Consider the following 21,012-nt stretch of genomic DNA (forward strand, 5'->3'; position numbering starts at 1 on the left):
ATTGCGCCCGAGCGCCCGCAGAATGGTTTCCGCGAGCCGGACGGGCGACGGGGAACGCTTAGTCGTTCTTCGTCTTGATGACTTTCTTGCCACGATAGTAGCCATTCGGGCTCACGTGGTGGCGGAGGTGCACTTCACCCGTGCTCGGCTCGACAGCCAGCGGAGCCGTCGTGAGGAAGTCGTGGGAACGGTGCATGCCGCGCTTCGACGGCGACTTCTTGTTTTGCTGAACTGCCATGATTACTCCAGAAAAATTTTGCGAATTCTAACACAGCCCGATCCGCCGACAGCCCTCGGCCGTACGGCCATCGGGTGCGCACATCGCGCTACCTGTTTGTTGCGTGCTACAAAACCTGTTCAGTGCATCAGTGCTTGCCGCCGCCGGAACCGCCCGGCTTGAGCTTTTCCAGCACCGCAAACGGATTCGGCTTGTCTGCCTGTTCCGCCGCACTGTTTTCTTCCGACTCGTCGTCCGCGCTGCCTTCGGCACTACCCGAGAGCAGGCTTTCGTGCACCTCGGGACACACGGTGTGCTTGGGCACGAGCGGCAAGGACAACAACAACTCCTCTTCGATCAAGTCGATGAGATCGAACTGGCGCGAGCCCACGATCACTTCGACTTCATCGTCGTCGAGCGGATATTCGTCCGCTTCTTCCTCCGTCGCAACGATCCGATAGGTGGCATCGACATCGAGATGCTGCGAATACGGCGAAAGACAACGCTGACACCTGAGCCATACCGAGCCATGGACCGCGAGGCGCAGATACGGCTGCGGCGCTTCCACGCCGTCGTCCTGCAATTCCGGCTGGGTCGAGCCCTCGGCCTGCCAGGTGAAGACGGTATCGTCTTCTCCTGCTGCCGGACCACCCGACGCACCCGACGCATCCGACACATCCGACACATCCGACACATCGGTTGGCACTTCGGCTAACATGCGCGGCATCTGCGATATGCGCAGTGCGCCGGCTGCCTGCCTGCCGCTGGTGGCGAATTCGAAAATGTCGAGCGCGCGCAGATCGGCGGGGCTCGCAGGTTTGCCAGGATTCCGGGTCATGTGCGCTCCTGCTGGTGCTTGCTTGTGCCTTGCTTGTGCCTTGCTTGGCGGGTGTTTCCGAGGATGCTTCCGCGGTTACGCCCGATGAGCGCCCAGTATGCACCGCGACGCCGCATTCGGTCAGGCGTGGCTTGCCCGAATTTGCATCTGGCGGGCTTTCATGCTTTTGCGCTCGTGCCTTCTGCCTACCGGCTTCATCGGCGTTAGAACGAGAAGCTGCTTGCGCACCAACCGATGAAAAGCCCAAAATCATATCGGCTTTATTCTTTCGAGTCAAATACTTAAGCATCACGCCGCGCACCGCCGTTTTTTCCTTCTTTTTTACTGATTTTCCTTCATGTCCGACGCTTCAACTTCCCTTCCGCGCCTGATTCTGGCGTCGAGTTCACCGTATCGGCGCGCGTTGCTGGAGCGCCTGCGGGTGCCCTTCGAGGTCGTCGTTCCGGCGATCGACGAAACGCCGCTCGAACACGAAACACCGCAAGCAACGGCGCTGCGGCTCTCCGCCGCCAAGGCGCGCGCGGCGGCAGAGCGTGTCGCGGAATCCGGCGCGCTGCTGGTAATCGGCTCGGATCAGGTCGCGACCTTCGACGGCCGGCAGATCGGCAAGCCCGGCACGCACGACAAGGCCGGCGAGCAACTGCGCGCGATGCGCGGCCGGAGCGTCGAGTTTCATAGCGCCCTGTGCGTCTTCGACAGCCGCACGAACGACACCCAATCCGCCGACATCGTCACGCGCGTGCGCTTTCGCCACTATTCGGACGCGCAGATCGAAACCTATCTGCGCGCCGAAACGCCCTACGATTGCGCCGGCAGCGCGAAATCCGAGGGCCTGGGGATTGCATTGCTGGAAGCGATCGAATCCGACGATCCCACTGCGCTGATCGGCCTGCCACTGATTGCGCTGACGGGCATGCTGGCCCGCGCCGGCCTGCCGGTACTGGGGGCGCAATGAGCGGCGTCCTCTATCTGATCCCGAACACGCTCGGCGAAGGCGACGCCGCCGCGCTCGCGCAGGTGCTGCCCGATCCGGTGCGCGCCCGGGCGGCCGCGCTGGGGTACTACATCGGCGAGAACGCCAAGACCACGCGCGCATTCCTGAAGAAAGTCGGCACGGAACGGCCGATCCAGCAGATCGACGTGCGCGAACTGAACGTCAAGACGCCGCCGGGCGAGATCGACAGGCTGCTCGCGCCGATCCTCGCCGGCGCCGACGCCGGGCTGGTGTCCGAGGCGGGCTGCCCGGCCGTCGCCGACCCGGGCGCACTGCTGGTGCGGCGTGCGCACGATCGCGGCGTGAAGGTGGTGCCGCTCGTCGGACCGAGCTCGATCCTGCTGGCGCTGATGGCCTCGGGCATGAACGGCCAGAGCTTTGCGTTCAACGGCTATCTGCCCGTCGATGCCGCGGAGCGCGGCAAGCGCCTGCGCGAACTCGAGCAACTGTCGCGCAAGGCCAGTCAGACGCAGATTTTCATCGAAACGCCGTATCGCAACCGCGCGATGCTCGACACGCTGATCGCCACCTGCGCGCCTTCGACGCTGATCTGCGTCGCCGTGGATCTGACCTTGGCCGGTGAAACCATCGTCACGCGCACGGCGGCCGACTGGAAGAAGAAAGCCGCGCCGGACCTGCAGAAGCGTCCGGCGATCTTCCTGCTGCTCGCGTCCTAATGCCCTGACGATCAGCGCAACTGGAACCGGCCGCCGAGCGTCAGCGCGCGCACGGCGGCATCGCCCGCCGATGCGCCGAAGCGGCGCACCACGCGCTCGCTGATGCTTTCCTTCTGGGTGTAGTCGACGATGTCCGGCTGCTTGATGACTTCGCGCGCGACATAGCCGGCGTCGCCGAAATCGTCCGCGAGGCCGAGCGCGACGCTCTTCTCGCCAGTCCAGATCAGGCCAGAGAACATCTCGGGATCGTCTTTCAGACGCTTGCCGCGGCCCTGCTTCACGGCGTCGATGAACTGCGCGTGGATCTGGTCGAGCATGTCCTGCGCGTGGGCATTCATCGCGGGCGTTTCGGGCGAGAACGGATCGAACTCGCCCTTGTTGGCGCCCGCCGTGTGCAGGCGCCGCTGCACGCCGAGCTTGTCCATCAGCCCCGTGAAGCCAAAACCGTCCATCAGCACGCCGATCGAGCCGACGACGCTCGCCTTGTTCACGTAGATCTTGTCGGCCGCGGCGGCGACGTAATAGCCGCCCGACGCGCAGATGTCGTCGACGACCACGTACAGCGGCGTTTTCGGATATTTCGCGCGCAGGCGCTTGATCTCGCCGTACATGATGCCCGCCTGCACCGGACTGCCGCCCGGGCTGTTGATGCGCAGGATCACGCCGGCCGTGTTTTCGTCCTCGAAGGCGCTTTGCAGCGCGCCGTCGATGTTGTCGGCGCTGGCGTCGCCGGTGGCGGAAATCTCGCCCTGCAAGTCGATCAATGCCGTGTGCTTGCCGGCCTTCGCGGCCCGGTCGCCGGTGAAATCGAACACGCCCCAGGCAACCAGCGCGATGACGATCAGAAACAGGAAGCGGAAGAAGATGCGCCAGCGCCGGGCGGCGCGCTGCTCGCGAATTGCAGCCAGGGCGATGCGCTCGAGCGCTTCGCGCTCCCAGTTGTCGTTGCCGCGAGGAAGGTTGTCGGACATGCGTAGTTCAGGCGAGTGAGAGGATCGGGGTGATTCAGGCGGGCTGCAAGGAGGCATCGGGGAGCCAGAAGACCGCGCGGCCCTCAGGCGTGTCGCGCTCCTCGACCGTCACGGCGCGCAGACGGGCGCCGCGGCACGGACCGCCGACGCATTTGCCGGTGTCGGGCTGGTAGATCGCCCCGTGGGTCGCGCACATCAAGTATAGGCCCGAGCTCTCGAAGAACTGACCCTCGTTCCAGTCGAGCTCCATCGGCACGTGCGCGCAGCGGTTCAGATAGCCGTACGGCTTGCCGTCGTAGCGCACGAAGAAGACGACCGCCTCGCCGGCGGCGTCCGTCGCCGGCACGCGGACGCCCGCGCCGCCGTCGACGAGTGCTTCCGCTGCGCATACGCGCACCGCATCCCGCGCCGCTTCGCTCATGCGTGCTCCCTGAGCCAGCCGGCCAGCGACGCGACACTGTCCGCGCAGAAATGCGGCTTGAGCACCGCGAGCGAATCCGCCGGATGCGCGCCATAACCCACGCCGACGCCCGCCGCGCCCGCGTTGATCGCCATCTGCAGGTCGTGCGTCGTGTCGCCGATCATCACGGTGCGCCCGAGATCCTGGCCGAGTTCGCGCGTGAGCTCATGCAGCATGGCGGGATGCGGCTTGGAGAAGGTTTCGTCGGCGCAGCGCGTGCCGTCGAAGGCGCTCGTCAGGCGCGACTGGTCCAGCGCGCGATTCAGCCCGACCCGGCTCTTGCCCGTCGCGACCGCGAGGAAATAACCCTCGTCGCGCAGATCCTGCAGCATTTCGCGCACGCCGGAAAACAGCTCGGTTTCCTGCCCTTTCGTCAGGAAATGGAAGCGATAACGCTCGGCCAGACGCGGATAGTCGGCGGGATCGAGCGTCGGCGCGCAAATTTGCAGCGCATCCTTGAGTCCGAGGCCGATCACATAGCTGGCGGATTCGTCGGCGGGAACCGGCAGGCCCAGGTCGCGGCAGGCGGCCTGGATGCTGCGCGTGATGTGGACGGTCGAATCCATCAGCGTGCCGTCCCAGTCGAAAACGATCAGATCGAATTGCTTCCGCGGCATTTACGGTGTCTCACGATTTTTGAGTTGTTCGATGAAGCGCCGGCACTCGGCGGGCAGCGGCGCTTCGAACTGGATCGGTTCGCCGCTCGCCGGATGAGTGATCTTCAGCCGGTAAGCGTGCAGAAACATGCGTTTCAGCGACGCTTTCGCGCTCGGACGCGCCAGATCCTTGTTCAGTGCGAAGTCGCCGTACTTGGCGTCGCCCGCGATCGGCAGGCCGATGCTCGCCATGTGCACGCGGATCTGATGCGTGCGCCCGGTCTTCAGTTCCGCCTCGACCCACGCGTAATCGTCCCAGCGTTCGATCAGGTTGAACACCGTGTGCGACGGCAGGCCGTTTTCCTGGATGCGCACGCGGCGCTCGCCGTCGGCGGCGACGTACTTGTGCAGCGGCGCCTTCACGACGCGCCGGCGGCCCCAGTCGGCGGGCCAGTCGCCGTGCCCGACCGCGTAATAGCGCTTGTCGACGCGATTTTCCCGAATCTGCTCGTGCAGGTTGACCAGCGCGGCGCGTTTCTTCGCGAGCATCAGCACGCCGGAGGTTTCGCGGTCCAGCCGATGCACCAGTTCAAGGAACTTGGCGTGCGGCCGGGCGTTGCGCAGCTGCTCGATCACGCCGAACGCCACGCCGCTGCCGCCATGCACCGCAACACCCGAGGGCTTGTCGATGACGATCAGATGCTCGTCTTCGAACAGGATGGGAAATTCGGCGGCGGGCGCGTTTGACGACACCGGCGTTTCGTCCGCCTGAGCCGTCCGGATGGGCGGCACGCGCACCAGATCGCCCATTTCGAGACGATACGCGGCGTCGATGCGGCCTTTGTTCACGCGCACTTCGCCGCTGCGGAGAATCCGGTAAATATGGCTCTTTGGCACGCCTTTACAGACGCGCAGCAGGAAGTTGTCGATCCGCTGACCGGCGGCAGTCTCGTCGACTTCGATCATCGACACCTGTTCGCTCGCGACCTGTTTCTGGGAAGTTTTGCCTAACTCATTCATTCTGAATATAATTTGCGAGCAGTCTGAAAAGGTTGGCGCTTTAGATCAAGCACTGGCCGCGATTGATCAGACTGCACAGGTGCAAGCGATAAACCATCATTTTACTTGCGCCCAAGGTCGGTTGCTCACCCTGAATACAGAGAGCAGCGAGTTGCACGCACGGCGATATCACCGGCAGGGACGAAGCCCACAGGCGCGTTCGGTCGAGTCGATCGCCGGTCGGTAACGGATTTCTGGTCAAAAAGAATTTTATCGGCGAGAAGCGAAGGCGCCCGGTGCAACAACCGGTCGCCGCCTGAATCGGTCCTGCGCGAAATTGCGCATGAGCAGGAGAAACAGGCAATCGACGCTCGCCGGTTTTGCGAACAATTGCCGGCGGAATCGCTGCTGCGCTGTAATCTGCGAAGCGCGATCACGCCGCCATGAGGCGAGACACACGGCAGCCGGCCGATGGGCGCGATACAAGGCCCGCGGCGGCGCCGGCGCGGCCTGGCCGCAGGAAGGAACGGTCATGCAGCATCGCGCCGGTGTGCGCGAGACCGCTCTTCCGCGGCCACCGTTGGGAGGATTCAGGCGCTGCAAAGCGCGTCGGGCGGGCAGTGCGTCGGGTCGTTTCGGACTTCCCGGACGTCCGTCCGCCACGCCGCCGTCCATCCTCGCCACGCGCCGCGCGGCTCGACTTCGCCTCGCCGTTGTTTCGCAGGTGCCCCATGGCACGGCCGCCGCGCTGGCGGCTGTCGCCTGCTTTCGGCAATTCTCCCGCCAGAAATCCCGCTCCAGCGTGCTTTGTGACAACACACAAAAAAGCGCGGCTCGCCCGCCTTCCCGCCTCGCGCGCGTGACCTTCATCCGTCACTGACGCCGATTCGCCTGACGAGGGAGGACGAAAGCCGCTCTGGAGCCGTTCCATGAAACGCATGCTGTTTAACGCGACGCAGCAAGAAGAATTGCGCGTCGCCATCGTCGATGGGCAGAAACTCATCGACATCGACATCGAAACCGCCGGGCGCGAACAGCGCAAAGGCAACATCTACAAGGGAGTCGTCACCCGCATCGAGCCGTCGCTCGAAGCCTGCTTCGTCAACTACGGCGAGGACCGCCATGGCTTCCTGCCGTTCAAGGAAGTCGCCCGCCAGTATTTCCGCGACGGCGTCGACATGCGCTCCGCGCGCATCCAGGACGCGCTGCGCGAAGGCCAGGAACTCATCGTCCAGGTCGAGAAGGAAGAGCGCGGCAACAAGGGCGCGGCGCTGACCACGTTCATTTCGCTGGCCGGCCGCTATCTGGTCCTGATGCCGAACAACCCGCGCGGCGGCGGCGTGTCGCGCCGCATCGAGGGCGACGAGCGCCAGGAACTGCGCGAAACCATGGCGCAGCTCGAACTGCCGGAAGGCATGAGCATCATCGCGCGCACGGCGGGCATCGGCCGTTCGGCGGAAGAGCTGCAGTGGGACCTGAACTACCTGATGCAGCTGTGGCGCGCGATCGAGGCCGCGTCGCAGAGCGGCGTCGCCGGCCAGCCGATGCTGATTTATCTCGAATCCAGCCTCGTCATCCGCGCGATCCGCGATTATTTCCAGCCGGACATCGGCGAAATTCTCATCGACACGACCGAAATCCATGACCAGGCGCGCGCCTTCATGGACATCGTGATGCCCGACAACCTCTCGAAGGTGAAGCGCTATCACGACGACGTGCCGCTGTTTTCGCGCTTCCAGATCGAGCACCAGATCGAGACCGCGTACTCGCGCACGGTGCCGCTGCCGTCGGGCGGCGCGATCGTGATCGATCACACCGAGGCGCTCGTCGCCATCGACGTGAACTCGGCGCGCGCGACCAAGGGCGCCGACATCGAGGAAACCGCGACGCGCACCAATCTCGAAGCCGCCGACGAAGTCGCGCGCCAGCTTCGTCTGCGCGACCTGGGCGGCCTGATCGTGATCGATTTCATCGACATGGAATCGGCCAAGAGCCAGCGCGAAGTCGAGCAGCGTCTGAAGGACGCGCTCAAGCACGACCGTGCCCGCGTACAAATGGGCAAGATTTCGCGCTTCGGCCTGATGGAACTGTCGCGTCAGCGGCTGCGTCCGGCGCTGTCGGAAGGCAGCCACGTGACCTGCCCGCGCTGCAACGGCACGGGCCATATCCGCGACACCGAATCGTCCGCGCTGCAAGTGCTGCGGATCATTCAGGAAGAAGCGATGAAGGAGCACACCGCGGCCATTCATTGCCAGGTGCCGGTCGAGGTGACCGCCTTCCTGTTGAACGAAAAGCGCTCGGAAATCAACAAGATCGAATCGCGCTTCAAGGTCAACGTCGTCCTGATTCCGAACAAGCATCTCGAAACGCCGCATTACAAGCTGGAGCGCCTGCGTCACGACGACGCACGCCTCGACGACCCGCGTGCATCGTGGAAGATGGCCGTGGAAGCCGCGACGGAGCTCGAATCCGAGACCGGCTACAGCAAGCGCGCCGAAGACGTGAAGCCGAAGCAGGAAGCCGCGGTCAAGGGCATCACGCCCGAGAAGCCCGCGCCGAGCGCGCCGGTCAAGGCCGCTCCGGTCGAGGCCGCGCCCGTTGCGGTGCCGGTGCCGGCGAGCGGCGGATTCATCGCGTGGATCAAGAACCTGTTCGGCATCCAGCCGGAAGTGAAGCCCGCTCCGGCTCCGGTCGAGGCGCAACCCGCCGCGCGTCCGCAACGTGAGCGCAGCGAACGCGCGGGCAGCGGCGATCGCAACCGCAACCGCCGCAGCGGCGGCGCCGGCCGCGATGGCGCGCAAGCAGGCAGCGCGAGCAGCGGCAATGGCAGCACGGGCAGCAACGGCGCGGGCCGGCAAGGCGCCCGCCGTGAAGATCGCGAAGCGCGTGGCGGTCGTGAGGGACGCGAAGGTCGCGAACTGCGTGAAGTGCGCGAGCCGCGTGAAGCACGTGAGCCCCGCGAAGCGCGTGAACCGCGTGAGGCACGCGAGCCGCGCGAGGGCCGTGAGCCGCGTGAAGGCCGTGAGCGCAACGCCGAACGCGCTCCGCGTCCGGAAGCAGGCGAACGCCAGGAACGTCGCGAACGTGCGGATCGTGGTGAACGCGGTGCCGAGCGCGCCGATCGTTCTGAACGCGCCGATCGTCCCGAACGTGCAGAGCGCGGGGAACGGCCGGATCGTGGCGAACGCCGCAAGCCGCAGCCGGAAGCCGCCGTCGAAGCACTGACGCAAGGCGAAACGGTGGTGTCGGAAATCGTCGAATCGGCGCAGGTCGATGTGGACGCCGCAGGCTTCGACGCAGGATCCGCCGATCAGGGCGCGCGTGACGGCGAAGAGCGTCGTCGCCGTCGTCGTGGCCGTCGTGGCGGCCGCCGCGAACGCGAGGAAGATGGCATCACCGTGAATCACGCGGCTGACGTCGCGGAAGCCGAAGGCGCCGCCGACAGCTCTTCCGCACAAGCCGGCGTGTTCGACGCCGAAGCCGCGCAGGAAGTGTCGGCGCGTCGCGAAGCGCGCCCGGCGGCTGAGCCGGTCGATGCAGCGGCAGTACCGGCGCCGGTCGAAGCCGTGGCCGCACAGCCGGTGGAAGCGAAGCTGCAAGCGCCCGCGCCTGTCGTCGCTGAAGAAGCGCCGGTGGCCAAGGCTCACGAGGCCGAGCCGGTCGAAACGAATGCGTCGACGCCCGAAGCAGCTGGCTTCGACCTGTTCGCCAAGCCGGCTCCGGCGCCGTCGGTCGACAATCCGTTCGGTCCGTCGCCGAAGGTTGCCGAAACGAAGCCTGTCGATCCGTTCGCGCCCGTCGCCGACGAAGCTAGACCCGTCGAGGCTGCACCCGCTCCGGTCGAAACGCCGGCTCACGTGGAAACGCCGGCTCCGGCCGCTGTCGAAGCTGCGCCTGAAGCAGTTCCGGCGCCTGCCTCCGTGGAAGCCGAAGTGGCCGAACCGGTGAAGGTCGCCGCGGTTGCGCCGACGCCCGAAGCAACGGCCGTCGAACCCGTGCCGCCGATCGAAGCCGTCGAAGCGCAGGCGCCGGTTGCAGCAGAGCCGGTGCAGGCAGCCACACCCGCCGCGCCGACAGCACCCGCCGCACCCGCGACGGCCACGCCGATCGCCGCGGAAGCGCTTCAGCCGATGCTCGAACGTGCGGGCCTCGTGTGGGTCAACACGGACGCGACCAAGCTGCGTGAAGCCGATGCCGCCGCCGCCCGCCTGCCCGCGCCGGTGCGCGTGCCGCGCGAACGCAAGGCGCTGCCGCCGGCCGACACCACGCCGATGCAGCAGGTGGAAACCGGCAAGGGCACCCATTGAGCGATCATTGAGGGCTCTGCCGCCCGGCACGGCTTCGCGCCGTGTCCCGGGCGGACGCTGACGAAACGCCATCGACCCATATCGATGGCGTTTTTTTTCGTGCACCCGCCGCGCAGCGCTGTAAGAAAAGCGGGAAAACCAGACCCCGCGCGGGTATCCCCCTTGCGACTCCGATGAGCACCTTCCGTTAAAATGAAACTGTCATCGAACGATTCCCAACCATAAAACAAGACCGCAACGGTCGAGCCGAACCCCACTCATCATGTCCCGACGCATCATCCCCGTGACCGACATCAGCGCGATTCCGGCCTTCGCCGGCGTCGCTGCTGCGCCATCGGGGCTGCTCACGGACACGCTCGCGCGTCCTTTGCGCGACCTGCGCATCTCGGTGACCGACCGCTGCAACTTCCGCTGCGTGTACTGCATGCCGCGCGAAGTGTTCGACAAGGACTATTCGTTTCTGCCGCACGCCGCCCTGCTCTCCTTCGAGGAAATCGAGCGGCTGGCGCGCGTGTTCGTCGCGCACGGCGTCGAAAAGATTCGCCTGACGGGCGGCGAACCGCTCTTGCGCAAGAACATCGAATATCTGATCGAGCGGCTGGCGCTGCTGCGGACGCCCGAAGGCCGCCCGCTCGACCTCACCCTGACCACCAACGGTTCGCTGCTCGCACGCAAGGCCCGCTCGCTGAAAGACGCAGGGCTGTCGCGCGTCACGGTCAGCCTCGACGCCCTCGACGACGCGCTGTTCCGCCGCATGAACGACGCCGACTTCGCGGTCGGCGACGTGCTCGAAGGCATTGCCACGGCGCAGGCGGTCGGGCTCGCGGCGCTCAAGGTGAACATGGTCGTCAAGCGCGGCACCAACGACCAGGAAATCGTGCCGATGGCGCGTCACTTCAAAGGCAGCGGCGCCATCCTGCGGTTCATCGAATACATGGACGTCGGCGCGTCGAATGGCTGGAACATGAGCGAAGTGCTGCCGTCGGCGCAGGTGGTGGAGCGCATCGACGCGCATTTCCCGCTCGCACCGCTCGAAGCCCATACCGATGCCGAAACCGCGCAACGCTGGGGCTATCGCGACGGCAGCGGCGAAATCGGCGTGATCTCCAGCGTCACGCGCGCGTTCTGCGGAACCTGTACGCGCGCGCGGCTCTCGACGGAAGGCAAGCTGTACCTTTGTCTCTTCGCCGTCGCCGGACACGATCTGCGCGGACTGATCCGCGGCGGCGCCAGCGACGAGGAAGTCGCCACGTCCATCGCGCGCATCTGGGAAGCACGCGGCGACCGCTATTCGCAGTTGCGCGGCAGTGCGTCGGCTGAGTCGCGAAGCGACGGCCCGCGCGTCGAAATGTCGTACATCGGCGGCTGACGCAGGCCATTCGACCGTGCACGCCGCGCCCCATCCTCATGCTTTCTCCGACATCACGGCGCTCGTGCTGGCGGGCGGACGCGGCTCGCGCATGGGCGGCATCGACAAGGGCATGCAGCCGTTTCGCGGCGAACCGCTCGCGCTGCACGTGATGCGGCGTCTCGCCCCGCAAGCCGGCGCGCTGCTGATCAGCGCCAACCGCTCGCTCGACGACTACGCGCGACTCGGCGCGCCCTTCGCCGCGCGCGTCATCGCCGATACGCGCGCCGACTATCCCGGGCCGCTTGCCGGCATCGCGGCCGCGTTGCGCGAGGCGCGCACCGGCTTCGTGCTGACCGCGCCGTGCGACGCGCCGTTCGTCGACGAACATCTGGGCGCCGCGCTGCTGCAGGCGCTCGAAACGAAGGGTGTCGACATTGCGTATGCGGCTACGGTCGAGGCCTCCGGCGACGTGCAGGCGCATCCGGTGTTCGCGCTGCTGCGCACCTCGCTCGCCGACGACCTCGACGCCTGGCTGGACGTCGGCGAGCGCAAGGTGCGCGCGTGGTACGCGCGCCACACGGCGGCCGAAGTCCAATTTCACGATGTACGTGCGTTTTACAATGTCAACGATTTGCAGCAGCTGGCCGAGCTGGAGCGCGACTGACCGCTCAACCTGCTGTTCGCTCGCGTCCGCCCATGCGGCCTGATCCTTCCGGGCTGCTCGTTCCCTCCGCCGCCGTGGCCTAGCCTCACCGCCCGACGCAGGCCGCGATCCACTCCGATTCATGACCACGCCCAAGGAATTGTTCGCCTCCGTTGCTCAGTACGATCCGAATGCGCTGCCCGTCGAGGCCGCGCAGGACATCGTGCGTCAATGGGCGATGCCGCGCGGAGCCGATGCACCCGCCGAACGCGTGAGCCTGCACGACGCGCTCGGCCGCGTGCTGGCGGAGCACGTGATTTCTCCCATCGACGTCCCCGCCTTCGACAATTCCGCGATGGACGGCTACGCGTTCGCGGCCACGGCGATGACGGCGGTGACGGCAGTAACGGGCGGCGGCGCAACGGTCGAACTTCCGGTTGCGGGCACGGCATTCGCCGGCCGTCCTTTCGTGGCCACGTCCGGCGGGCGCGAATGCGTGCGCATCATGACCGGCGCGCTCATGCCGCCGGGCTGCGACACGGTGGTGCCGCAAGAGCAGGTCACCCGTGAAGGCGACACCATTCGCTTCGCCGTGACGGACATCCGCGCGGGACAGAATCGCCGGCTGGCGGGCGAGGATCTCGCCAAAGGCAAGCCCGCATTGGCCGCCGGGCGCATCGTGCGGGCGTCGGACCTCGGGCTGCTCGCGTCGCTCGGGATCGGCGAAGTCGCGGTGCGCAAGCGGCTCGTCGTGGCCTTCTTCTCGACCGGCGACGAACTGCGCTCGATCGGCGAAACACTGAGTGCGGGCAGCGTCTACGACAGCAATCGCTATACGCTCTTTGCGATGCTCCGGCGCCTGGGCGTCGAGACCCTCGATCTCGGCATCGTGCGCGATGACCGCGCCTCGCTCGAAACGGCGCTGCGTCACGCCACTCACAACGCGGACGTCGTCATCAGTTCGGGCGGCGTCTCGGTGGGCGATGCGGACTTCACGCGCGACCTGCTGAATTCGCTCGGCGAAGTCGCCTTCTGGAAGATCGCGATGCGCCCCGGCCGGCCGCTGGCGTTTGGCCGCCTGTGGTCGGGCGAGCGCGCGGGCGCGGGCAACTCGGCGCTGTTCTTCGGCTTGCCGGGCAATCCGGTCGCCGTGATGGCGACCTTCTACTTCATCGTGCGCGAGGCCTTGCTGGCCATGTCGGGTGCGCAGCGGCAGGCGCTCACGGCCCTGCGCGCCCGCGCCGCCGAACCGATGAAGAAACGCGCGGGCCGCACCGAATTCCAGCGCGGCATCGCGACACGCGAGGCCGACGGCGGCTGGCGCGTCGTCACAACCGGTCCGCAAGGCTCGGGCGTGCTCAGCTCGATGAGCGAAGCGAACTGCTTCATCGTGCTCGAGCATGCTCGCGGTGACATAGACGCCGGCGACGATGTCGAGATCGTGCCGTTCGACGGCCTGATCTGATAGCTGCGCCGCGCGCGCGTATCGCCGTAACCCTCATTCCTATATCGACAGACGGGGCACCCTTCCATGAAAAAACAGATTTCGTTCATCGCACCGGGACAGACCGCCAAGGCGCTGATCCTCGTTTATCTGACCTTCAGCGTGCCGATCGTGCTGCTGGGCGTCGTGGTCGCGTTCGTGCGCTATGGCTCGGTGGAAGTGAGCACGGTGACGAGCGCGCTGCTGCTCAACGCGATCCTCGGCTTCATCCTGCTGTGGATTGCCTGTCACGCGTACAACTGGGTGGCGTCGCGCTTCGGCGGCATCGAGATCACGCTGTCCGACGCGCCGGAGGAAGCATGAGCGCCGCCCTGATCCGCGCGGCGACGCCCGCCGATGTCGGCGCCGTGTTCGCGCTGATGCATGAACTGGCCGAATTCGAGAAGCTGACGCATCTGTTCGTCGCCACCGAGCAGGATGTGCACGATGCGTTGTTCGGCACGCGCCCCGCCGCCGAAGCGCTGGTGGCCGAGCAGGACGGCGCGGTCGTCTCTTATGCGCTGTTCTTCCAGAACTTCTCGACCTTCCTGGGCAAGCGCGGCCTGTATCTCGAAGACCTCTACGTGCGTCCCTCGATGCGCGGCAGCGGCCTCGGCACGCAGATGTTGAAGAAGCTGGCCGCGCTCGCGGTGGAGCGTCAATGCGGCCGCTTCGAATGGTCGGTGCTCGACTGGAACCAGAACGCCATCGACTTCTACGAAAAGATGGGCGCGACCGTGCTGCCCGACTGGCGCATCGTGCGCGTCACCGGCGAGCCGCTCGAACGGCTGGCCGTGTCTTCGTAATCAGATCTCGTCGTCGCCTTCGGGCGATGGCGCTTCACCAGAGCCGTCACCCAGCAGTCCCGCCGCCCGCTCTCCCGGCAACGCTTCCACATCGCGCAGCCGCTTGTTCATCTGCCGCGTGCGCGTCTGCGCCGCCTCGATGGAGCGCGTGACCGTTTCCAGCTGCGACTTGGTCCGCGCCAGCACGTCGCCGAACTTGCCGAACTCGGTCTTCACCGCGCCCAGCACCTGCCAGACCTCGCTGGAACGCTTCTCGATGGCCAGCGTGCGGAAGCCCATCTGCAAGCTGTTGAGCAGCGCGGTCAGCGTGGTCGGCCCGGCAATGCTCACGCGATAGTCGCGCTGCAACGCATCGCTCAGACCGGGGCGGCGCAACGCTTCGGCATACAGACCTTCGGTCGGCAGGAACAGCAGCGCGAAGTCGGTGGTATACGGCGGCGCAACGTATTTCTGCGCGATGGCCTTCGCCTCCGCGCGCAGCCGGCCTTCGAGCGCGCGCGCGGCGTCCTCGACCGCGGCCGGATCGGCACGTTCCTGCGCATCGATCAGACGCTCGTAGTCCTCGCGCGGAAATTTCGCGTCGATGGGCAGCCATACGGGCGTGGCGGCTTCATCGGATGTCGAGGACGCACCCGGCGCGTCATGACGGCCGGGCAGCTTGATCGCGAATTCCACGCGTTCGTTGCTCTTCGGCACCGTCGCGACGTTCTTGGCGTACTGCTCCGGCGTGAGCAGCTGCTCCAGCAGCGCTTCGAGCTGCACTTCGCCCCAGGTGCCGCGCGTCTTGACGTTGGTCAGCACCTTCTTCAGGTCGCCGACGCCCGCCGCGAGCGTCTGCATCTCGCCCAGCCCGCGGTGCACCTGCTCCAGCCTGTCCGACACCAGCTTGAACGACTCGCCCAGCCGTTGCTCCAGCGTGGCGTGCAGCTTTTCGTCGACGGTACGGCGCATTTCGTCGAGCTTCGTCGCGTTGTTCGCCTCGATGTCCTTGAGCCGCGCCTCGAGCGTCGCGCGCACTTCGCCGAGCCGCCGCTCGTTCGCCTCCGACAGCTGCGCGAGATGCAGCGAGATCGAATCGGCGAAGCGCTTCAACGCGTTGCCCTGGTCCTCGCGCGCCTGCTGGCTCTGCTGCGCCAGTTGTTGCGCGAGTGCGTCGAACTGGGCGTTCTGCACGCTCGAGGTGCTCGCGAGTTGCGTCGACAGCGTCTGATGGAACTGCGCGAAGCCGTTCTGCGCCTCCATGCGCGACACCCGCGCGCTCTCGGCGATGTCGCCGCGCAGGCCGCGTTCGAGCCGTTCCTGCGCGCGCGCGTGCGCCTCGCCCATGTCGTTGACGCGATCGGTGAGCGCCTCGAACTCCTCGTGCATGCCGCCCTGCGACGGACGCCGCAGCGTCACGACCAGCGCAATGAGCGCAATCACCAGCGCGAGCGCCAGTACGGCGACCGCGCCCACCAGCAGTTCCATCATTTCTTCAGTACGCCCGGGTTGATCGGGTTCGGCGGATTGCCGGCGCGCGGACCTTCGCCGAGTGCGGCGATCAGGTTGTCGGCGGCGAGATTCGCCATGGCGCGGCGCGTGGCTTCGGTCGCGCTGGCGATGTGCGGCGTCAGCACGACGTTGTCGAGCACCAGGAAGTCGGGATTGAAGTTCGGCTCGCCTTCGAAGACATCGAGGCCCGCCGCGGCGATGCGCTTGTCACGCAACGCGGCGATCAGCGCGGCATCGTCGACGATACCGCCGCGCGCGATGTTCGTGAGCGTCGCGGTCGGCTTCATCAGCGCGAGTTCGGCAGCGCCGATCGTGTGATGGCTCTCCTTCGAATACGGCACGACGAGCACCACGTGATCCGCGCGCTTCAGCAAGTCTTCCTTCGACGCGTACTCCGCATTCAGCGCGGCCTCGATCTCGGGCGCGACGCGCGAACGGTTGTGATACATCACGCGCATGTTGAAGCCGCTCGCCCGCCGTGCGAGCGCCTGGCCGATGCGCCCCATGCCGATCACGCCGAGCGTCGAGCCGTAGACGTCGGCGCCGAGGAAGGAATCGAAGGACCATTTCTGCCACTGGCCCGCGCGCAGGAAATGCTCCGACTCGGTCACGCGGCGCGCGGCTGCCATCATCAGCGCCCAGCCGAAGTCAGCGGTGCTTTCGTTCAGCACGTCCGGCGTGTTGGTGCCGAGCACGCCGTGCGCGTCGAACGCCGGCATGTCGAAGTTGTTGTAGCCGACCGCCATGTTCGCGACCACCTTCAGCTTCGGCGCGGCGGCGAGTTCGGCGTCGCCGACGCGCTCGCCGGCCGTGAACGCGCCGTCGCAACCTGAGAGACGGCGGACGAACTCGTCCTGCGGCAGGACATCGCCCATGTTGGCGTCCACATCGAAATGTTGTTTCAGCCGCTCGATGACATCAGGGAACGTGGATCGCGCGACAAGCACTTTCTTCTTCATTGCCTACTCCCGGAAAAATAGCCAGCCCAGCATGGCGAAAAGCGGCAGCAAGACGACGCCCGACCACGCCATAAAGCCGAAGAAACCCGGCATGCGCACACCGCGCGACTCGGCGATCGCCTTGACCATGAAATTCGGCGCGTTGCCGATATACGTGTTCGCGCCCATGAAGACCGCGCCCGCCGAAATGGCGGCAAGCGTGGTGGCGTCGGTGGTCATGAGCGTGTGGGCGTCGCCGCCTGCGAGATTGAAGAACACGAGATAGGTGGGCGCGTTGTCGAGAAACGACGACAGCAGGCCCGTGGCCCAGAAATACGCCAGGTCCACCGGCTTGCCGTTCGCGTCGGACACCGCGTGTACGATGCCCGCAAACGCGCCGTCCGCGCCCGCGCGCAGGATGGTGATGACCGGCGCGATGGTGACGAAGATCGCGGCGAACAGTCTGGCCACTTCGGCGATGGGCGCCCAGTCGAACGCATTGCCCTCGCGCGCGCGTTTCGGCGTCCATGCGAGCGATGCCAGCAGCACGGCGGCAAGCAGCACGTCGCGCACGAGATTCTGCAACTGCACCTGCGTGCCGAATACATCGAACGCGATGCCGGGCTTCCACACGCCGCTCATCAGCACGAGCGCGACGATCGCCGCGAGCAACGCGAAGTTGATCTTCCCGTCGATGCCGAGCGATGTCGTATCAGGCGTCGGGTCGAGTGCCGGCAGGCCGGCATCGTGCTTGCGCCAATAGTGGCTGTCGAGCAGATAAAACAGCGCGAGCAACACGACGCAAAGAAGCAGCATGGGCAGCGCGAGATGCAGCGTGGTCAAGAAAAATCCGACGCCGTTCAGGAAGCACAGGAACAGCGGCGGATCGCCCAGCGGCGTGAGCGAGCCGCCCGCATTCGCGACCAGAAAGATGAAGAACACAACCACGTGCACGACGTGCTTGCGGTTGTCGTTGGCGCGCAGCAATGGCCGGATCAGGAGCATGGCTGCGCCGGTCGTGCCCATGAGGCTCGCGAGCACGGTGCCGAGCGCGAGCAGTCCGGTATTGAGCCGCGCCGAGCCATGCAGGTTGCCGCGCACGCAGATGCCGCCCGCCACCGTATAGAGCGCGGCCAGCAGGATGATGAAGGGAAGATATTCTTCGAGCAGTGCGTGCAGCAGCACGCCGCCCGCAGTGCCGGCCCCGAACACGACGGCGAACGGAACGAGAAACGCGAGCGCCCAGGCCGCCGCGATCTTGCCGTAGTGGTGATGCCAGACCTTCGCGGCCACGAGCGGAAAGACCGCGATGGACAGCAACACGCCGACGAACGGCAGGCCCCACGCGGCCGAGAGCGTCGCGCCGTCGAGCGTGGCTGCCGCCGCGGGATTCGTGACCGACGCCAACGCAGCAAGCAGGACGCTGCCAAACAGAAGCCGCATAAGACTCAGGCTCCGCGCACGACGATGACGTGCACGCGATACGGCCCGTGCGCGCCGAGCACGATGGTCTGTTCGATATCGCCGGTGCGCGACGGTCCCGAGACGAAATTGACCGCGCGCGGCAGTTCGCCTCGCTCGGCGCGGATGAGCGCAAAGGCGTCTTCGTGCGCCGCGACGATGCGCGACGCCGGCACGATGGCGATATGAGTGGCAGGCAGCAGCGCGCCGGATGCAGGCGTTTCGGCGCCGGACAACAGCACGAGCGAACCGGTCTCCGCAGTGGCGCAGAAACAGCCGGTGATGCCGACGAGATCGGCATCGGCGGGCTTGCGCAATGACACGTGCAGGCCGGCTTCGGCAAACGGCAGGTCAGCGAGCGCGGGCCACGCGACGACCTCGGTCGGAAGATTCAACGCCTGAAGATAACGCGCGGCTTCGGCGGGGGTTTCGGCAAGCGACTCGACTTCGGCGACGGTGGTGGCAAGGCGCTCGGCCTCCAGCCTGAAGCGCGCGATGAGTTCTTCGCGCGTCTGCGGCAGCGGCGGACGCGGGCCCGCCGGATGCCGCTCGACATACTCCTGCGCCGCGGCGCGCTCGGCGTCCGTCGGCTCGCCGCGACGGCCCTGCGCACTGCGGATGCGCGCGAGAATGGTGCGGCGCGCGGCCGATGTATCCATGGTGCCGTCCTCTTTCCTCTGCAATGCTGCTGAATGCGTAGTGGTGAATGCCTGACCCGAATCGATCAGCGACGCGTCGAATTATAGCGAGCGGGGTTCACGCGCGAACCTCGGCCGGACGGCCTGGGCCGAGTGCGCAAACGAGGCACGCACCGCAGCACGCGTCAGAGTTCGCCCACCGGCTGCTCGATGCCGAACACCTGGCGCAGGTAGGCGAGATACGCGCGGTCGTCGCACATGTTCTTGCCCGGCGAGTCCGACAGCTTCGCCACCGGCTGTCCGTTGCAGCGAACCATCTTGATGACGATCTGCAGCGGCTGATAGCCGAGGTCGTTGGTGAGATTCGTGCCGACGCCGAATGCCAGCTGGCAGCGGCCACGGAAACGCTCGTAGAGCTGCAGCACCTTGGGGATATCGAGCGCATCCGAGAACACGAGGATCTTGGTGCGCGGATCGCAGCGGTTCTCTTCGTAATGCCGCAGCAGGCGCTCGCCCCAGTCGAAGGGATCGCCCGAGTCGTGCCGCGCGCCGTCGAAGAGCTTGCAGAAGTACATGTCGAAGTCGTTCAGGAACGCCTTCATGCCGTACACGTCCGACAGCGCGATACCCAGATCGCCGCGATATTCCTTGGCCCACATCTCGAAGCCGTAGATCTGCGAATCGCGCAGGCGCGGACCCAGCGCCTGGCACGCCTGCAAGTACTCGTGCGCCATGGTACCGAGCGGGCGCTGGCCGTGCTTCATCGCGTAATAGACGTTGCTCGTGCCGGCGAACTGCGCGCCCAGGCGTTCCTTGAGCGTCAGCACGACTTCCTCGTGCCATTGCTTGGAGAAGCGGCGGCGCGTGCCGTAGTCGGCGATCTTGCAGTCGGAATATTCGGGCGGCGTGGCGAGCAGCTTGATCTTCTCGCGCAGGCGCTCGCGGCCGGTTTCGTATTCGGGCTTGCGCTGGGTGTTGCGGAAATACACCTCGTTGACGATCGCGAGCACCGGAATCTCGAAGAGGATCGTATGCAGCCAGGGCCCTTCGATGTCGATATCGATCTCGCCGTTGTTCTTCGCCGAGGGCGCGATGCGAATGGACTTCTCGTTCAGATGGAACAGCGCGAGGAAGTCGATGAAGTCGCTCTTGATGAAGCGCATGCGCCGCAGATAGTCGAGTTCTTCTTCCTTGAAGCGCAGATTGCAGAGCTGCCGGACTTCGTCGCGAATTTCGTCGATGTACGGCGTGAGATCGACATTCGGCGTGCGGCAGCGAAAGCGATACTCGGCGTTCGCTGCCGGAAAATGATGCAGCACGACCTGCATCATCGTGAATTTATAGAGGTCGGTGTCGAGCAGCGAAGTGATGATCATGGTTCTGGCTGAAACATCCACGCGAAAAGACGACGCACCGGTTCGAGCCGCCTGCCCCGCTGGCCCGATGCTGTCTCGATGTGCATTGATGACGGACGGGCTTGCCTCGAAGAGACTCTGACCCGATTACGCCCCGCAGGTCATGTTACCCGAATGTGCGCGCCGGCATGGGGCATGGACGCCCTTTCAAGCCCGCTGCAAAGGCTTACCGTACCGCATATACCAACATCACGAATCGATATAAGGCAGGCCTTGCGGGCGCTCGCGTCCGTTTTTCCTATTACGCTACAATACGCGTTTCCGCAAGCGCACCTCCCGGCCCATGCAGCCGCCCAGGGCGCAGCCCCCACGAATTCCGCATGCAGGAGCCTGAATGACTCACGTTGTGACCGAAAGCTGCATCAAGTGCAAGTTCACCGATTGCGTGGACGTGTGCCCGGTGGATTGCTTCCGCGAAGGTCCCAACTTTCTCGCGATCGATCCGGACGAGTGCATCGACTGCGCCGTGTGCGTCGCCGAATGCCCGGTCAACGCGATCTACGCCGAAGAAGATGTGCCCGGGGATCAGCAGCACTTCACTGAACTGAACGCCGATCTCGCCCGCAACTGGCCGAGCATCACCAAGACCAAGGCGCCGCTGCCGGAGTCGGACGAGTTCAAGGACGTCAAGGAAAAGCTGAATCTGCTCGAGCGCTGATATCTCCCGCATGTCCGGCACGTCCGGCATCGCCCGGCGTCTCATGTGAAATGCGCGCCCCTTCTTCAG

20 protein-coding genes are annotated in these 21,012 nt (G+C 65.8%); 9 read left to right on the top strand and 11 right to left on the bottom strand.

Annotation, left to right across the window (positions count from 1 at the left end; genetic code table 11):
• Nucleotides 1-58: 58 nt before the first annotated feature.
• Nucleotides 59-238 (bottom strand): 50S ribosomal protein L32, encoded by a 180-nt coding sequence (gene rpmF, locus QCE83_RS09740; protein ID WP_035501683.1) that lies wholly within the window; start codon nucleotides 236-238, stop codon nucleotides 59-61.
• Nucleotides 239-365: 127 nt separating this feature from the next.
• A complete protein-coding gene (locus tag QCE83_RS09745) occupies nucleotides 366-1,055 on the bottom strand; it encodes a YceD family protein (RefSeq protein ID WP_309809155.1) in 690 nt (229 codons plus the stop codon).
• A gap of 337 nt (nucleotides 1,056-1,392) precedes the next feature.
• Here QCE83_RS09745 and QCE83_RS09750 point away from each other — a divergent pair, with 337 nt between their 5' ends.
• Nucleotides 1,393-2,010 (top strand): Maf-like protein, encoded by a 618-nt coding sequence (locus QCE83_RS09750; RefSeq protein WP_309809157.1) that lies wholly within the window; start codon nucleotides 1,393-1,395, stop codon nucleotides 2,008-2,010.
• Complete coding sequence (locus tag QCE83_RS09755) at nucleotides 2,007-2,726, top strand: SAM-dependent methyltransferase (RefSeq protein ID WP_309809159.1); 720 nt, start codon at nucleotides 2,007-2,009, stop codon at nucleotides 2,724-2,726. Before QCE83_RS09750 ends, QCE83_RS09755 begins: the two co-directional genes overlap by 4 nt.
• Nucleotides 2,727-2,737: 11 nt before the next feature.
• On the opposite strand, the gene QCE83_RS09760 is transcribed toward QCE83_RS09755, so the two are convergent.
• Genes QCE83_RS09760 through QCE83_RS09775 form a run of 4 tightly spaced genes read right to left on the bottom strand, consistent with a single transcriptional unit; the run spans nucleotide 2,738 to nucleotide 5,773 of the window.
• Nucleotides 2,738-3,697 carry a S49 family peptidase gene (locus QCE83_RS09760; protein WP_309809162.1) on the bottom strand — a complete coding sequence of 320 codons (960 nt, stop codon included), beginning with the start codon at nucleotides 3,695-3,697 and terminating at the stop codon, nucleotides 2,738-2,740.
• 34 nt (nucleotides 3,698-3,731) lie between these two features.
• Nucleotides 3,732-4,118, bottom strand: coding sequence for a Rieske 2Fe-2S domain-containing protein (locus QCE83_RS09765; RefSeq protein WP_309809164.1), 387 nt, complete (start codon nucleotides 4,116-4,118; stop codon nucleotides 3,732-3,734).
• A complete protein-coding gene (locus QCE83_RS09770) occupies nucleotides 4,115-4,774 on the bottom strand; it encodes an HAD-IA family hydrolase (RefSeq protein WP_309809166.1) in 660 nt (219 codons plus the stop codon). The genes QCE83_RS09765 and QCE83_RS09770 overlap by 4 nt, the downstream gene beginning before the upstream one ends.
• Nucleotides 4,775-5,773 (bottom strand): RluA family pseudouridine synthase, encoded by a 999-nt coding sequence (locus QCE83_RS09775; protein ID WP_309809168.1) that lies wholly within the window; start codon nucleotides 5,771-5,773, stop codon nucleotides 4,775-4,777.
• A 908-nt stretch (nucleotides 5,774-6,681) separates the two neighbouring features.
• On the opposite strand from QCE83_RS09775, the gene QCE83_RS09780 reads away from it, so the two are divergent.
• From QCE83_RS09780 to QCE83_RS09805, 6 genes are all read left to right on the top strand, one after another.
• Nucleotides 6,682-10,059: an Rne/Rng family ribonuclease gene (locus QCE83_RS09780; RefSeq protein WP_309809170.1), complete on the top strand. Its 3,378-nt coding sequence runs from the start codon at nucleotides 6,682-6,684 to the stop codon at nucleotides 10,057-10,059.
• A 262-nt stretch (nucleotides 10,060-10,321) separates the two neighbouring features.
• Nucleotides 10,322-11,428 carry a GTP 3',8-cyclase MoaA gene (gene moaA, locus QCE83_RS09785; protein WP_309809172.1) on the top strand — a complete coding sequence of 369 codons (1,107 nt, stop codon included), beginning with the start codon at nucleotides 10,322-10,324 and terminating at the stop codon, nucleotides 11,426-11,428.
• Between the two features lie 91 nt (nucleotides 11,429-11,519).
• On the top strand, nucleotides 11,520-12,074 hold the full coding sequence (gene mobA, locus QCE83_RS09790; protein ID WP_309811623.1) for a molybdenum cofactor guanylyltransferase MobA: 555 nt from the start codon (nucleotides 11,520-11,522) through the stop codon (nucleotides 12,072-12,074).
• A 121-nt stretch (nucleotides 12,075-12,195) separates the two neighbouring features.
• Nucleotides 12,196-13,518, top strand: a complete 1,323-nt coding sequence (glp, locus tag QCE83_RS09795) for a gephyrin-like molybdotransferase Glp (protein WP_309809174.1) — start codon at nucleotides 12,196-12,198, stop codon at nucleotides 13,516-13,518.
• A gap of 66 nt (nucleotides 13,519-13,584) precedes the next feature.
• Nucleotides 13,585-13,860 (top strand): hypothetical protein, encoded by a 276-nt coding sequence (locus QCE83_RS09800; protein ID WP_309809175.1) that lies wholly within the window; start codon nucleotides 13,585-13,587, stop codon nucleotides 13,858-13,860.
• Complete coding sequence (locus QCE83_RS09805; RefSeq protein ID WP_309809178.1) at nucleotides 13,857-14,342, top strand: GNAT family N-acetyltransferase; 486 nt, start codon at nucleotides 13,857-13,859, stop codon at nucleotides 14,340-14,342. The genes QCE83_RS09800 and QCE83_RS09805 overlap by 4 nt, the downstream gene beginning before the upstream one ends.
• Here the strand turns inward: QCE83_RS09805 and QCE83_RS09810 are convergent, their stop codons facing one another.
• The 5 genes from QCE83_RS09810 to pncB form a co-directional block, all read right to left on the bottom strand.
• Nucleotides 14,343-15,812: a DNA recombination protein RmuC gene (locus QCE83_RS09810; RefSeq protein WP_309809180.1), complete on the bottom strand. Its 1,470-nt coding sequence runs from the start codon at nucleotides 15,810-15,812 to the stop codon at nucleotides 14,343-14,345.
• Nucleotides 15,809-16,792: a D-glycerate dehydrogenase gene (locus tag QCE83_RS09815; RefSeq protein WP_309809182.1), complete on the bottom strand. Its 984-nt coding sequence runs from the start codon at nucleotides 16,790-16,792 to the stop codon at nucleotides 15,809-15,811. The genes QCE83_RS09810 and QCE83_RS09815 overlap by 4 nt, the downstream gene beginning before the upstream one ends.
• A 3-nt stretch (nucleotides 16,793-16,795) precedes the next feature.
• Nucleotides 16,796-18,214 carry a sodium:proton antiporter gene (locus tag QCE83_RS09820; protein WP_309809184.1) on the bottom strand — a complete coding sequence of 473 codons (1,419 nt, stop codon included), beginning with the start codon at nucleotides 18,212-18,214 and terminating at the stop codon, nucleotides 16,796-16,798.
• 5 nt (nucleotides 18,215-18,219) lie between these two features.
• Nucleotides 18,220-18,891 carry a lactate utilization protein C gene (locus QCE83_RS09825; RefSeq protein WP_309809186.1) on the bottom strand — a complete coding sequence of 224 codons (672 nt, stop codon included), beginning with the start codon at nucleotides 18,889-18,891 and terminating at the stop codon, nucleotides 18,220-18,222.
• A gap of 164 nt (nucleotides 18,892-19,055) precedes the next feature.
• The gene (pncB, locus tag QCE83_RS09830) at nucleotides 19,056-20,246 is read right to left on the bottom strand and encodes a nicotinate phosphoribosyltransferase (protein ID WP_309809188.1); all 1,191 of its coding nucleotides are present in this window, start codon (nucleotides 20,244-20,246) and stop codon (nucleotides 19,056-19,058) included.
• Between the two features lie 373 nt (nucleotides 20,247-20,619).
• Between pncB and fdxA the strand changes: the two genes are divergently transcribed.
• The gene (gene fdxA, locus QCE83_RS09835; RefSeq protein WP_309809190.1) at nucleotides 20,620-20,943 is read left to right on the top strand and encodes a ferredoxin FdxA; all 324 of its coding nucleotides are present in this window, start codon (nucleotides 20,620-20,622) and stop codon (nucleotides 20,941-20,943) included.
• Nucleotides 20,944-21,012: the final 69 nt, after the last annotated feature.

It is taken from the genome of Caballeronia sp. LZ034LL (assembly GCF_031451215.1).
Classification (GTDB): Bacteria; Pseudomonadota; Gammaproteobacteria; order Burkholderiales; family Burkholderiaceae; genus Caballeronia.